Consider the following 13,713-nt stretch of genomic DNA (forward strand, 5'->3'; position numbering starts at 1 on the left):
TTGGCTTATCTCTCCTTTTTAAACATTTACCTCTGTTTTCTATATACCTTCCATTCCCATTCTTTTGGTAAAATCAAAATGTAATCGCTTACATTAAGCCTGGGGGGACTGGATATGAGAAGAAAATCGCTTCTGTTGGTTTTGGGGATGATGATGGTTTTATTGCTTGCTGCCTGCAGCAATGAGGGGAGCAGTTCGGGATCGGATGATGGCAAAGTGAAGCTGCGGATTGCGTGGTGGGGCGATCAGCCGCGAAATGATTATACAACGAAAGTAATCGAGATGTATGAGGAACAGAATCCAGATGTGGAAATCGAGGCGGAGTATGCGAGCTGGGATGATTATTGGCAGAAGCTATCGCCGCAGGCAGCTGCAAATGAATTGCCGGATATCGTGCAGATGGACGTTTCTTATTTGGCGCAGTATGCCCAGGGGAATAAGCTGGCGGATTTGACGCCGTTTTTAGGGGAGCAAATCGACACGAGCAATATGACGGAGGATTACGTCAATGGCGGGAAGATCAATGATGGTATATATGGAATGAACACGGGTGTGAACGCGGTCGGGTTCCACTACGATCCGGAATTGTTGGAGGAGCTGGGTCTTGGAAGTGAAATTGCGGAAGGGTGGACCTGGGAAGATTATCGGAGTATGTCGGATAAAGCGGCTGCGCAAGGTGTCTATTTTGACACACATTTAAAGCCGGATGTTTTCTTTGATTATTATCTTCGTTCGAATGGTGCACGTTTGTATGCCGAAGATGGCAGCGGATTAGGCTATGAGGATGATCAGCTATTCGTGGAATTCTTTGGGATGATCGCAGAGCAAGTGGATAAAGGGGCGACGCCGACGCCTGATGTACTTGCCCAGGTGACGGGAATCGAGGATGATCCGGTTGTCAAAGGAGAGGGTGTCGGGATTTTTCAATGGTCCAATCAGTTCGTGGGATTGAAGCAGGTGGCCGGGAAGCCGCTGGAAATTGCGCCGATGCCTGGTCCAGGCACCTCCGAGGGACTGTATTTGAAGCCGAGTATGTTCTTCTCTGTATCCCAAAACTCCCAGCATAAAGAAGCTGCCGCTGATTTCCTGGATTTCTTCATGAATGATGTCGAAGCGAATAAATTGATTCTTGGCGACCGTGGTGTCCCTGGCTCTTCAGAAGTGAAGGATGCTTTGAAAAATGAAGTTTCCGAGGCGCAGCAGCAAGTATTTGAATATGTCGAATGGGCAGAAACGAATAGTTCCCCGATGGGTGCCCCGGATCCGGCCGGTGCAGGGGAAGTCATCGAATTGCTGGATACATTGGCAGAGCAAATCAGCTATGGTCAGCTTTCGCCTGAGGATGCTGCCAAAAGTTTCAGAAGCCAAGCGGAGGGCATGCTTGGGCAATAGCAAGAATGGGACCAGGACGACAGCCGATCAGCTGTCGTCTTGATTGCACCTGCCTGAAGAGAGGAGTGTAGTGATTGAATGCACGTGTAAGGAGCAATTTATGGGGATATTTTTTCATCGGTCCATTCATCATCGGCTTTTTAGCCTTTACCATCGTGCCGATGCTAGCTTCTTTGTATTTCTCATTTACCAGTTATGGATTATTCGATTCACCCAAATGGATCGGGTTTGAAAACTATATCAAAATGTTCACCGAAGATCCTCGCTATATCCAATCACTGAAGGTTACTTTCATTTATGTATTGGGCGGGGTACCGCTCAGGCTGGCATTTGCTTTGCTTGTTGCCATGCTGCTGAATGCCGGATCGCGGGCTGTCGGCTGGTATCGGACGCTGTATTATCTGCCCTCCCTGATTGGCGGCAGTGTTGCCGTCGCAATCATGTGGCGGAATATTTTCGGAGATGATGGAATCGTGAACTTGGCGTTGGAAAGTGTCGGATTGGATGCGATCCGCTGGTTTGGCGAACCGACAGCAGCTCTATGGATGCTGATTTTCCTATCCATCTGGCAGTTTGGATCTTCCATGCTGATTTTCCTGGCAGGCTTGAAATCCATTCCGGCCAGTTTCTATGAAGCGGCCAGTGTGGATGGCGCGAACTTCATCCAGAAATTCTTCCGTATCACCTTGCCGATGCTGAGCCCGGTTTTATTATTCAATATCATCATGCAGACGATCTCTGCATTCATGACGTTCGTACCTGCCTTCATCATTTCCAAGGGTACTGGCGGTCCGCTGGATGGTACGCTTCTCTATTCCTTGTACTTATTCAAGCAAGGATTCGAGTATTTCAATATGGGGTATGCCTCGGCCATGGCGTGGGTGATGCTGCTGATTGTGGCGGCTTTGACAGGAATCATCTTCTGGACATCCAAATACTGGGTTCACTATGAGTCGGAGGGGAAGTAAGATGACTAAAAAAGGACCTCGATATTATCTTTACCATATTCTTGTCGGCGGCTTTGCCATCCTGTTGCTTTATCCGGTCATTTGGCTGTTTGTCAGCTCGTTCAAAGAGAGCGGCGATATTTTTGTCACAGCTGGCTCGCTCATCCCCGATCCGTTCACTTTATTGAATTATACGCAAGGGTGGGAGGGCTTTGGCGGTTATGGATTTGGGACATTCATCAAGAATACGATTGTTTTCGTCATCTGGATGCTGGCCGGCCACCTGATTTCTTGTTCGCTGATTGCCTTTGGTTTTGCCAGGCTGAAGTTCGCCGGGAGAGGTTTTTGGTTCATGATCATGCTCGTGACATTGATGCTGCCTTATGAGGTTGTCATGATTCCGCAGTATATCATCTTCTCAGAGCTTGGCTGGCTGAATTCCCTGAAGCCGTTGGTCGTGCCCGCCTTTTTTGGCCATCCGTTCTTCATCTTTTTGCTGGTGCAATTCATCCGAACCATTCCAAGGGAGCTGGATGAAGCGGCGACAATAGATGGGGCAAATACATTCCAGATCTTTTATAAGGTGATTCTCCCGCTCATCGTCCCTGCCTTGGCGACAACGGCTATTTTCACCTTCTATTGGACTTGGGATAATTTGCTCGGACCTGTCCTGTATTTGAACAGTCCTGAAAAATACACGGTCTCGATGGCGCTTAATATGTTTTTGAGCAACGAAACCGTCTCGAACTGGGGAGCGATGTTCGCCATGTCGATTGTCACACTCGTGCCGGTGTTTGTCATTTTCTTCATCTTCCAGCGTTATGTGGTGGAAGGAATCAGCACGACTGGATTGAAAGGATAGATTTCAGAAAGGAGACGGCATTATGTCTGCAATCAATAAAGGGCTGGAATGGATCACCAGGATGGCGTATGTCAACATCCTTTGGCTCATTTTCCTGCTGCCGGGGCTGGTGGTCTTCGGGGTTTTTCCTGCGACGGCTGCCATGCTGACCATCATTCACCAATGGCTTCAAGGCAAGACGGATATTTCAATCTTTGGCACCTTCCTGGAAACGTATAAAAAGGAGTTCATCAACAGTAATAAGCTGGGGTATATGTTCGTTTTGCTGGGATATATCCTTTATTTGGACTTCCTATTCCTGACTGCGGCTCCAGACGCTGCCTTGTATTTGACCATTCCATTCCTTATCATCACTTCCTTTGCCTTTTCAGCGGGTTTGTACGCGTTTCCGATGCTGGTCCATTATGAGATGAAGCCGCTCCAAATCGTGAAACGAGCTTTCTTTATCATGATGCTGAATCCGTGCCAAACCTTCCTGATGCTGATCGGAACGATGGGAGCGGGGTCCATGTTATGGTATTTCCAAGGTCTGGCACTGTTTTTCAGCTTCAGCATCCTTGCTTTGATCATCATGATGCCAGCTGCCAGGGCATTTGAGAGAATGGAGAAGAAATCTGCAAATCTGCAAGCAAAGGAAAACCAATCAGTCCTGACAAAACAACAAAGAAAGGGAGGAGCCATGCTGTGAAAAAATATGCGCTTGTCGGAACAGGCGGCCGGGCGGAATTTTATTATGGGGCAATTGCCAGGGATTTCAAGGAGGCCTGTACACTTGCTGGTTTTTGTGACATAAACAAGGTCAGGATGCGTTATGCCAATCAGCTTTTGAAGGATAAGTATCAGCATCCTGCCATACCAATGTACCATGCGGCTGATTTTGATTGGATGATTCGAAAGGAAAAGCCGGATATTGTCATTGTCACGACCATCGACCGAACGCATCATTCATATATCATCAGGGCATTGGAGCTTGGCTGTGATGTGATCACGGAAAAACCGATGACGACGGATGAAGGAAAATGTCAGGAAATCCTGGATGCCATCCAAAGGACGGGGAAGGAAGTCCGAGTCACATTCAATTATCGATATGCCCCGCATAATACAAAAATAAAGGAATTGATCCGCTCAGGTGTCATTGGGAAAGTGAACTCCGTGCATTTTGAATGGGCGCTGGATACGAAGCATGGAGCGGATTATTTCCGCAGATGGCATCGAGATAAACGAAACAGCGGCGGCCTGCTCGTGCATAAGTCCACGCATCACTTTGACTTGGTGAACTTCTGGCTGGACTCGGCGCCCCAGCGTGTTTATGCGACAGGCGATCTGCTTTTCTATGGCAGGGAAAACGCTGAACAGAGGGGAGAAACGGCATTTTACCAGCGTGCTTATCAAAGCGAGCAGGCAAGGCACGACCCTTTCGCCCTTGATCTGGAGGGGAATGAACATTTGAAAGCGATGTACCTGGATGCGGAAAAAGAGGATGGCTATCAAAGGGATCAAAGTGTTTTCGGGGATGGCATAAGTATCGAGGATACTTTGGGAGTACTGGTGAACTATAAAAGTAAAGCTATCCTGACGTACAGCTTGAATGCCTATCTGCCATGGGAAGGTTTCATCGTTTCCTTCAATGGAACGAAAGGCAGAATCGACGCGCGGATCATAGAGAAGTCCTATGTGAACTCCGGCGGCGAAAAAGCCGAGGAAGGGCAGCTTGAACAATTATCCATCGTTGTACGTCCTATGTTCGATGCACCTTATGAGGTCGAAGTGGATGCGGGAATAGGAGGCCACGGCGGAGGCGATATGGCGATGCTGCAAGACTTATTCGGAAAGCCTGTGCCCGACCCTTTCAAACGCGCAGCCTCTCATGTGGATGGCGCCATGTCCATCATGACTGGCATCGCCGGCAACCATTCTTTGAGGTCGGGAAATGCAGTCAACATCAGTGAATTAATCAATCTATAGAACCAAATAGTCGAATGGAGGATGTTTTGGTGGAGAAAACGGCCATCATTTCCGGCGGAGCTTCCGGGATCGGCAAGGCTGCTGCGATGAAGCTAGCTGATGCAGGGTTTCGGGTTTGCCTGCTGGATGTGAATGATACGAAATTGTCCGAAGTTAAAAAGGAGATGCAAGAGAAAGCGTTCCAAGTCATGACCATCCCTTGTGATATCGCTGATTATGATCGAGTTGAAATGGCTGTCCAAAAAATGACGGATCATTGGGGCAGGATCGATGTAGTATTCGCAAACGCCGGGATTGTCGGCCAGGCTGCATCGATTGAGTCCATGAGCATTGATAATTGGAAAAACGTGCATGACATCAATTTAAATGGAACATTTTTCCTTGTGAAGGCAGCCATTCCCCATGTGAAAAAGCAGGGCGGGAGCATCATCATCACCAGTTCGGTCAGCGGAAATAGAGTCTTTTCCCAAGCCGGCTTCACCGCTTATTCCACGTCAAAGGCTGCACAAGCGGCTTTTGCTAAGATGGCAGCTCTGGAGCTGGCGAAATACCATATCCGGGTGAATGTCATCTGTCCTGGAGGGATTGAAACGGATTTCAGCAAATCAATCAAGAAATCCAAGAATCTGGATGAAATCAAAGTACCTGTTGAATTCCCTGAAGGAAGCAAACCGTTGGATGAACGTTCCGGCAAACCAGAGGAAGTGGCGAATTTAGTAAAGTTCCTGGCCACCGATGACTCGAGTCATATTACAGGTACCGAAATCTATATAGATGGGGCAGAGTCATTATTGATCGGATAGGGCGTCAGCTTCTTGGGAACAAACACCATGCAAAGTGTCATGGTGTTTTCGCTGGCCTTGGAATTAGCAAATCAAGCAGCCGCCCTGGCCGCAATGATTTGCTATCGAGCTCATCTGTCCGAAGCTCTTGACGACGCATGTTGTCTTTATAAATCAGGTGATGATAGAGGATATCATTTCCACCCCATAGAATTAGAGATTATATATGTCGCTTGGATGGGAACTCGGCTATGAGGGGAGGCATCATGAAAAGACTGAAAAACTTTGTCTCTAATTTAAAATTGAAATATAAATTGTTTTGTTTACTCTCCCTCGTCCTTGTATCCTTCAGCATAGGCGGGCTTGTCCTTTTGCAATATGCACTGGTTGCGTACAATGACGAGATTCATCGTCAGTCTGCCCAGTCACTGAAGGTATCATCGGCTTTGATAGAAAAGGAAATCGAAAAAATGAAAGGGTTTTCGTACAGGCTGTCGACGGATTCCTATTTACAGTCCTATTTATATGATTTGAAAGAAACGGAGGATGATTATAAGGCGTACCTGATCGGGGACGCAATAAAAAAAAGGCTCATCGACTTGGGGGCCTTTGAAGAATCAGTGGATTCCATTCAGCTGTACGACACTGCCGATAGGGGCTATAGCGCGGGAAATCGTGTGATCACGATCGAAAACGAGCGCTTGCTGCAATATAAACAAGAAACGAACCAAAAGGATGGCGGAGCAGCATGGTTTGCTCCTGGTGATCAGGATGACTCGTTTGTGGTGGCTCGGGAAGTGAATGCTTATCCCGATCTTTCCTTTGAAAGACTGGGTATCATCGTAGTGCGATTTGATATGAGAGATATCGTCTCTTCGTTCCAAAATAGTTTGGACAACAAAGAGATGCGGCTTTTGATTGCCAATTCGAATAAGGAAATCATTTTCCCGCAGGAAGCCTCAGAGAAGGATTCCTTTTTAATGGCCAGTGTCCAGGGGAGAGAAGGCTATCAAGTCGTGGATTATGAGGATGACCGCTATTTTGTGACGTATGCATCTGCAGCTTATACGAATTGGACCTATATGATAGCTTCTCCATACAGCCAATTGTTCCAGGCAGTGACTTTGGTGCAAAGAACCGTATTGATCATCCATCTTCTATTATTTGTGATGCTGCTGTTTCTGGGCATCCGCTTTATCAAAGGAATCATCAATCCGATCGAAGCATTGAATAGAAAGATGAAAAGAGTGCAAAAAGGGGAGGTCAAAGACTTTAAGGAAGAGAGTCATATTTTATTTTCCAAGGACGAAGCAGGCCAAATGCATGAAAACTTCACTAAAATGATGAACCAGATCCATTGGCTGATCGAAGAGAATTATAAGAAGCAGCTGGTGATCAAGGATGCTGAATTCAAAACACTCCAAGCACAAATCAACCCTCATTTCCTCTATAACACATTGGAATCCATCAATTGGTCAGCAAAGCTTGGGAAGACACAGGAAACCTCACGCATGGCGACATCCCTGGGATTTATTTTACGTTCCTCTTTGGAAACGAAGGACGCCCTGATTCCGCTTGCAGAAGAACTGGATATTGTAAAGCATTATATCATGATCCAATCTTATCGTTTTCAGGAGCGATTGGTTTTCCATGCTGATATTCCTGATGATCTTCTTTCCTGCAAGGTGCCCAAATTCAGCCTGCAGCCTTTGGTGGAAAATGCGATTAAGTATGGCCTGCAGGAGATCGTCGGGGTGTGTACGATTGGCATCGAGGCAGTGCAAGAAGGGGAAAACGTGAACATCTCGGTGAGCGATGACGGACCAGGCATGGAGCAGGAGCTCATTCATACATTATCCAGCGGGAATTATCGTCCCAAGGGAACGGGCTTGGGTATCCGGAATATCGATAACCGATTGAAAATATTATTCGGTCCGGCTTATGGCATTCAGGTGATAAGTGAACCGGCTGCTGGAACGAAGGTAATGCTGACAATTCCTTTTGAAGGAGGGGGCGATCTTGTTCAAAGTTCTGCTGGTAGATGATGAGCCGATGCTGCTTGAGGGGATATCTTCTATCGTAGAATGGGAGCAGCAAGGAACCGTCTTGCATGGCATAGCAAGGAATGGGCTAGAAGCCTTGGAATTCATCCGGGAACATGTCCCTGACATCGTCATTACAGACATTACCATGCCCGGCTTGGATGGGATGGGTTTGATTGAACAAGGAAGCAAAGTCTCTCCAGCAATCAAATGGATACTTTTATCCGGCTACAACGAATTCGAATATGCCCAGAAAGCCATGCGCTTTGGCGTGAAGCATTATTTGCTCAAGCCATCAAGTGAAGAGGACATTCATGAAGCTTTGACGGAAGTCGTTCAAGAACTGGCGGAAGAAAATAAAATGCGAATCCATCTGGCAAATGAGGATACGGAAGAACTGGCAAAGTACTCGTCCGTTGTCAATAAGATGATCATTGCGATAAAGGAAAATATTGAAAATCCCAGCCTGTCCTTGCAATGGATTGCAAACGAAGTGTTATATATGAACACCGATTACCTGGGCAAATTATTCAAAAAAGAAGTGGGAGAGAAATTTTCTGCTTATGTGGTGAAACGTAAAATAGATAAAGCAGTGGAAATCATGGGCAAACAGAAAGATATCAAGGTATTTGAGCTGGCAGAGCAATTAGGGTATGGAAATAATCCGCAATATTTCAGTAATATTTTCAAGAAACAAACAGGCTGCAGCCCGACGGAGTGGATAAAGAACAAGTAAGCGGATTGTAAAGGGAATGATTTTGAGGAGGACAGCAGATGGGTGAAAAATGGATTTTTATAGGAGACAGCATCACCGAATGCGGCAGATTCGAGGATCCCCGGGATATCGGGGACGGTTATGTGAAAATGATCGAAGATGAACTGTCTAAGAAAAAAGAAGTAGAAATCCTAAACAAGGGAGTGGGAGGAAACCGTATCACTGACTTGGCTGAGAGGTGGGAGGGAGATGTGCTTTCGCTGGCTCCAGATTTAGTATCGATTTCCATCGGGATCAATGATGTATGGAGACAATTGGATCAGCCGCAGATACAGCAGATTTATCCTGATGAATTCAGGAAAATCTATGACAAGCTCCTGTTTGGAGCAAGACAGATTGGTGCTGTGCTGTTTCTCATGGAGCCGACAATCATCGAGGAAAAAAACGATTCAAAAGGAAATAGAATGCTGATTCCCTATGTGGAGATCGTCCGTGAACTAGCTGACAAGCATGATGCGGCACTCGTTCGCACTCATACTGCCTTTTTGCAAACCACGAAGAAAACAAATCTGACCACAGATGGCGTCCATATGACCAGCGCCGGTAATCGCTTGATGGCCGACACTTGGCTGGAAGCATATTTTGCTGAAATGACTTGAATACAGAAAGGAAGCGTAAATGTAACTGACATAAGACGAAGCCCCTCTATAATACATTAAAAACAAGGTGAGTTTTTATACTGTGAGTGGGGTGATCAAATGGCAAGGGTCCAATACAATAGTTCAGACATTGATTTGATGGCCAGGATGATGCGGGCGGAAGCCGAAGGAGAAGGGCAGCTGGGAATGCTGTTTGTGGGGAATGTCATTGTAAACCGCGCTGTGGCTGACTGTTTGGATTTTGCGGATATACGAACGATCAATGATGTCATCTTCCAAGTGCAGGGCGGGAATTTTTCATTTGAAGCTGTCCAAAAAGGGAATGTCTTTTATCAGCGAGCACGTGAACAGGAAAGAAGATTGGCAGAAAGGAATTTGAAGTCCTGGAGACAACATCCTGCCGCGTATGCGCTTTGGTATTTCAATCCTTATGCACCATGCCCGCCGACATGGTATGGACAGCCGTTTGCGGGTCAGTTCAAGGATCACTGTTTTTATGAGCCGCAGGCTGGGACGTGTGATAGTGTGTATATGGGGTGAGAGTAAATGAAAAAGGATTCACCTTCTATAAGGTGGTTCTTTTTTTGATTTTATATGCCTTATCTTCTTTATTTCTTTATGGTACGATTATTTTACTGTAAGAATTATATAAATAATGGAGAAATTGCTACTTGAGAAGAGGCGGAACCAATTGCTGCAAAAGTTGTTAGGAAAATTATCTATACCGAGGAAATCAAATATAAAAACGGAAAAGCAAAAGAATGATTCGAAGGAAAAGAAACCAAAAATAGCCTCCACAAGGATTGGCGAACTCGGAGAGTATAAAATCAACATACAGCTCGATCAATTACCTAAGAATAGCAGATATCTGAGTGATGTATTGCTCCATAACCCTAGAGCTAAATCGGGTTATTCCCAAATTGATCATGTCATTTTCACCTCTTGGGCAATCTTCGTGGTTGAAACAAAGAATTATGCGGGAACAATTTATGGCGATCGAAATAGACATAAGTGGAGTGTGAATGGAAGGTTTCCGATGATAAATCCATTCCATCAGAATTTTGGCCATATACAAGCCCTGAAATCGATACTGTCAGATGTGGAAGATTCGAATGTTGTTTCCATGGTCTCCTTTACCAGAAGATGTACGCTCAAGGTCAATGAAGAACTTAGGAAAATACAGTCGAATGATTTAATTGTATATGATACGGAACTTACTGAATACATAAGTAGAAAAATGAATGTGTTAAGAGTGCAAGTCCAATCTCCTTGGTTTTCTGATGAAGATATTCTAAGAATGCATCGTAGATTAAGTGAAAATAACATAACCGATCCTAATCAGAGGCAGGAACATATTGATTCATTAAGAAATAATAGGAAAGAGAATGAAGCCCTTGTAGTAAAGTCTGCTACCAAGGCGAAGTGTTTTAGGTGTGATGTTGAAGTATCTAAGAAGGTGGAGGATTACTGCAAGGCTAATTATAAGCGCTTTGATGGCAGAGTCTATTGTTTTGAACACCAAAAAAGCAAGAAATAAGCAGTGTGGGAAGAGGGTTGTTGCAGGTAAAATTAATAAAGTAGTACTCAACATAAGAGTTGTATAAAATCTCTATTCACTAGTAGGATTCTTCTAAAGTGGAATTTCTTTGGTATTCCCACCTTAGTATGCGGATTTTGAAGCACCATCAACTAACAGAATATTCTCTCGTTCGAGAGGTGGAGGGACCGGCCTTTGGAAGCCTCAGCAGCAGACTGTGTCCACTGTGCTAATTCCAGACTAGGTAAGAACCGACCTGCATACAGGCAGCGAATCTCTACTTAATTTAGAAGGGGTTCTTTATGTCTGCAAAATTGATTCCATGAGGTGATCGTTCATGTCAAACGAGTTAAGCAAAGCATTGGAAGTACTAAGAGAGAAGGTATGGGTGGATCTCACCCATACCTTCGGGCCGGATTCCCCGTACTTCTCGGCTTTTTCCCCGGCAAAGTTCGAAACGCTGTTCTCCCATGATGATGGCTTCTTTGCCCAGAGCTTTACTTTCCCGGGACAGTACGGAACACATTTGGATGCCCCGATCCACTTTGTTCGTGATACGCGATATTTGGAAGAGCTTGAATTGAAGGAACTGGTATTGCCGCTCGTCGTGATCGATAAATCGAAAGAGGCGGCTGCCGATCATGATTACTCGCTGGCTGTGGAGGATATCCTTGCTTTCGAGGAGGAACACGGCAAAATCGAGCCAGGTACATTTGTGGCATTGCGCACTGACTGGAGCAAGCGCTGGCCGAATCAAGCGCAGATGGATAACAAAGACGGCGATGGTAACAGCCACTCCCCGGGCTGGTCATTGGAAGGACTGCAATTCCTATATGAAGAACGGCATATCAAGGCGGTGGGACACGAGACATTTGATACGGATGCAGCCGTCGATTTCCAAAAGAACGGTGCCTTGCTTGGTGAATATTATGTGCTGGAGCAGGACTCCTATCAAGTGGAATTGCTGACGAATCTCGATCAGCTGCCAGCGAAAGGAGCGTTCATCTTCAATATCGTACCGAAAGCAGGAAAAGCGTCAGGATTTCCGGTCCGTTCCTTTGCCGTACTTCCATAAAGTACCGCAGGTTATCGCTCTCTATTATAATCGAACGAAATCATATGCAGTATTGGCATCCATCCGAATGATGTCGATCCATGGAATGTAAGTTTTCTGTATATTATGGAGAAAATATGCAATATCGCTGCCGGGACATGCTACACTTTCTATGGAGGTGGCCTATGTATATAGATGAGACGAAGCGTTATCGATTCATTGGATCTGTGCCATTCGGAAAGCATTTCATGGTCCGTATCTACGATTTGGAACTGCAGCAGGAGTATACATTATCCGATAGGCTTCTCGGCCAGTATACGGATAAGCCATTGAAGGAGTTCTACCTTCAGATCAAGCGGGATATCTATGAATTGAACCATGAGGAAAAAACGCTGGCGGCGGAAATGGGCGAGATGCAGCGGCGGCTGCTTGATTTTCTGGATGAAGAAGATGATGAAGAATCAGCTCCCAGTATGGAAAATGTCATTCCTTTCAGAAGACGGAGCCCCGGGGACTAGCCAAAGAAGTAGCGGCTGCCTTTATATCAGGCTGTGAATGAATGGATTCACAGCTTTTTGTCATTTAAAAGTTTGCATTCTGCGTTTTCTTTGTTACATTTAAGGGTATAGCTGTTACCAGGTCTTGAACTGAAAATCTGATAAGGATGTTGCCGATGGATAAAGAGAATAATGTAGTCCTGTTCCCGGGTCTGAAGACGCGGCTGGAGCAGGAAGGGATGAAGGAGCTCCAGGAGAAGAATTACACAGATGCAATAGATAAGTTCGAACAGCTGTTGGAGTATGGCTTTCGTCAGCCGGAGATCCTGACTGGGCGGCTGATTTGCCTGATGGAGCTGGGCAGGCATGTAGAGGCCGAGGAGATGTCCTTGCAGCTGCTGGAAGCCAAGGATAAGGATTATCTGCAATACTTACATATTCATTTGACTTTGCTATTCCAGCTTGGGCGCTATGAAGAAGTGGTGGAAATGCTGGATGATGTGTATGAGAAAGAAGAAATTCCGGCGCCGCTTAAGGCATCATTCGACCAGCTGCAGAAGGTGAGCCGTAAAATGGCAGAGGATAAGAGCCAGACGACAGCGGATCAGCTTATACATAATTTCGATCAAGCAAGGAAGAATCAGGATGCTGCCCTTCAATGGCAGCTCATCCAGAAATGCCATTCACTCGATGTCAGTCCGCATGTGCAGAAGATGGAAGCTTTCCTTCTGGACGAGGAAGCCGATCCAGTCGTGCAGACAGCGGTATTGGAGTGGCTCATCAAACAAGAAATCGAATTCCCAGTCACCATACATAAAATGAAAGAAACGATTACCGTGATTCCGGAGAATGTGGCGTTAGTGGAAAAATCGGAAGGGATGGAACAGGTTCTGGGGCATTTGCATCTTCTCGAGCAGCAGAATCCATCACTTTACGACTTGGTGTATAAGTTATTGTACCGTTATATGTATGTGAGATATCCGATGACGCCCACTGCAGACGAATCGGCGGTACTGGCGGCTGCATTGCAGAAGCTGGCAAGCAGTTATCTGCAAATCGAGCAGCCCGCGGTTACCGATGAGGAAGCGCAGAAAATCGCGTCGATGATGGAAGAAATCATCACGTTCGAAGCAAAATATCTCACTGTCGCCGAGGAATGACAGACTTCGCATCGTAAGTGTTGAAAGCGACTATGAATATGTTATAATGAGATGGTTGTAAACCAGTACTAGTTAATAACTTATATTATGCTAGAATTGAG

General features: G+C 45.8%; 14 protein-coding genes. All 14 read left to right on the plus strand.

The window, feature by feature from the left end; all coding sequences use genetic code 11:
* The first annotated feature begins 114 nt into the window (after window positions 1–114).
* The 14 genes from MHI54_RS14945 to MHI54_RS15010 all read left to right on the plus strand — a co-directional run bounded on the left by MHI54_RS14945 (window position 115) and on the right by MHI54_RS15010 (window position 13,612).
* Window positions 115–1,392: an extracellular solute-binding protein gene (locus tag MHI54_RS14945; protein ID WP_095215602.1), complete on the plus strand. Its 1,278-nt coding sequence runs from the start codon at window positions 115–117 to the stop codon at window positions 1,390–1,392.
* Window positions 1,393–1,466: 74 nt separating this feature from the next.
* On the plus strand, window positions 1,467–2,360 hold the full coding sequence (locus MHI54_RS14950) for a sugar ABC transporter permease (RefSeq protein WP_095215601.1): 894 nt from the start codon (window positions 1,467–1,469) through the stop codon (window positions 2,358–2,360).
* A 1-nt stretch (window position 2,361) separates the two neighbouring features.
* Window positions 2,362–3,201, plus strand: coding sequence for a carbohydrate ABC transporter permease (locus MHI54_RS14955; RefSeq protein WP_095215600.1), 840 nt, complete (start codon window positions 2,362–2,364; stop codon window positions 3,199–3,201).
* A 22-nt stretch (window positions 3,202–3,223) separates the two neighbouring features.
* Window positions 3,224–3,889, plus strand: a complete 666-nt coding sequence (locus MHI54_RS14960) for a YesL family protein (RefSeq protein ID WP_095215599.1) — start codon at window positions 3,224–3,226, stop codon at window positions 3,887–3,889.
* A complete protein-coding gene (locus MHI54_RS14965) occupies window positions 3,886–5,166 on the plus strand; it encodes a Gfo/Idh/MocA family oxidoreductase (protein WP_095215598.1) in 1,281 nt (426 codons plus the stop codon). Before MHI54_RS14960 ends, MHI54_RS14965 begins: the two co-directional genes overlap by 4 nt.
* 14 nt (window positions 5,167–5,180) lie before the next feature.
* Window positions 5,181–5,969: an SDR family NAD(P)-dependent oxidoreductase gene (locus tag MHI54_RS14970; protein WP_095215597.1), complete on the plus strand. Its 789-nt coding sequence runs from the start codon at window positions 5,181–5,183 to the stop codon at window positions 5,967–5,969.
* 245 nt (window positions 5,970–6,214) lie between these two features.
* Window positions 6,215–7,993: a sensor histidine kinase gene (locus MHI54_RS14975; RefSeq protein WP_158221511.1), complete on the plus strand. Its 1,779-nt coding sequence runs from the start codon at window positions 6,215–6,217 to the stop codon at window positions 7,991–7,993.
* A complete protein-coding gene (locus MHI54_RS14980) occupies window positions 7,968–8,726 on the plus strand; it encodes a response regulator (RefSeq protein WP_095215594.1) in 759 nt (252 codons plus the stop codon). The genes MHI54_RS14975 and MHI54_RS14980 overlap by 26 nt, the downstream gene beginning before the upstream one ends.
* Before the next feature lie 38 nt (window positions 8,727–8,764).
* The gene (locus MHI54_RS14985) at window positions 8,765–9,364 is read left to right on the plus strand and encodes an SGNH/GDSL hydrolase family protein (protein ID WP_095215593.1); all 600 of its coding nucleotides are present in this window, start codon (window positions 8,765–8,767) and stop codon (window positions 9,362–9,364) included.
* Between the two features lie 99 nt (window positions 9,365–9,463).
* Window positions 9,464–9,904, plus strand: a complete 441-nt coding sequence (locus tag MHI54_RS14990; protein WP_095215592.1) for a cell wall hydrolase — start codon at window positions 9,464–9,466, stop codon at window positions 9,902–9,904.
* Window positions 9,905–10,055: 151 nt separating this feature from the next.
* A complete protein-coding gene (locus MHI54_RS14995; protein ID WP_095215606.1) occupies window positions 10,056–10,901 on the plus strand; it encodes a nuclease-related domain-containing protein in 846 nt (281 codons plus the stop codon).
* A gap of 337 nt (window positions 10,902–11,238) precedes the next feature.
* The gene (locus MHI54_RS15000; protein ID WP_095215591.1) at window positions 11,239–11,976 is read left to right on the plus strand and encodes a cyclase family protein; all 738 of its coding nucleotides are present in this window, start codon (window positions 11,239–11,241) and stop codon (window positions 11,974–11,976) included.
* Between the two features lie 164 nt (window positions 11,977–12,140).
* Window positions 12,141–12,473: a hypothetical protein gene (locus MHI54_RS15005; protein ID WP_095215590.1), complete on the plus strand. Its 333-nt coding sequence runs from the start codon at window positions 12,141–12,143 to the stop codon at window positions 12,471–12,473.
* A gap of 155 nt (window positions 12,474–12,628) precedes the next feature.
* Window positions 12,629–13,612, plus strand: coding sequence for a DUF3196 family protein (locus MHI54_RS15010; protein WP_095215589.1), 984 nt, complete (start codon window positions 12,629–12,631; stop codon window positions 13,610–13,612).
* Window positions 13,613–13,713: the final 101 nt, after the last annotated feature.

This window comes from Terribacillus sp. FSL K6-0262 (assembly GCF_037977385.1).
In the GTDB taxonomy this organism is placed as follows: Bacteria; Bacillota; Bacilli; order Bacillales; family Amphibacillaceae; genus Terribacillus.

Coding starts and splice junctions, on each gene's coding strand:
- MHI54_RS14945 (WP_095215602.1), top strand. CDS start 115: ATGAGAAGAAAATCGCTTCTGTTGGTTTTGGGGATGATGATGGTTTTA.
- MHI54_RS14955 (WP_095215600.1), top strand. CDS start 2,362: ATGACTAAAAAAGGACCTCGATATTATCTTTACCATATTCTTGTCGGC.
- MHI54_RS14960 (WP_095215599.1), top strand. CDS start 3,224: ATGTCTGCAATCAATAAAGGGCTGGAATGGATCACCAGGATGGCGTAT.
- MHI54_RS14970 (WP_095215597.1), top strand. CDS start 5,181: ATGGAGGATGTTTTGGTGGAGAAAACGGCCATCATTTCCGGCGGAGCT.
- MHI54_RS14975 (WP_158221511.1), top strand. CDS start 6,215: ATGAAAAGACTGAAAAACTTTGTCTCTAATTTAAAATTGAAATATAAA.
- MHI54_RS14985 (WP_095215593.1), top strand. CDS start 8,765: ATGGGTGAAAAATGGATTTTTATAGGAGACAGCATCACCGAATGCGGC.
- MHI54_RS14990 (WP_095215592.1), top strand. CDS start 9,464: ATGGCAAGGGTCCAATACAATAGTTCAGACATTGATTTGATGGCCAGG.
- MHI54_RS15000 (WP_095215591.1), top strand. CDS start 11,239: ATGTCAAACGAGTTAAGCAAAGCATTGGAAGTACTAAGAGAGAAGGTA.
- MHI54_RS15005 (WP_095215590.1), top strand. CDS start 12,141: ATGTATATAGATGAGACGAAGCGTTATCGATTCATTGGATCTGTGCCA.
- MHI54_RS15010 (WP_095215589.1), top strand. CDS start 12,629: ATGGATAAAGAGAATAATGTAGTCCTGTTCCCGGGTCTGAAGACGCGG.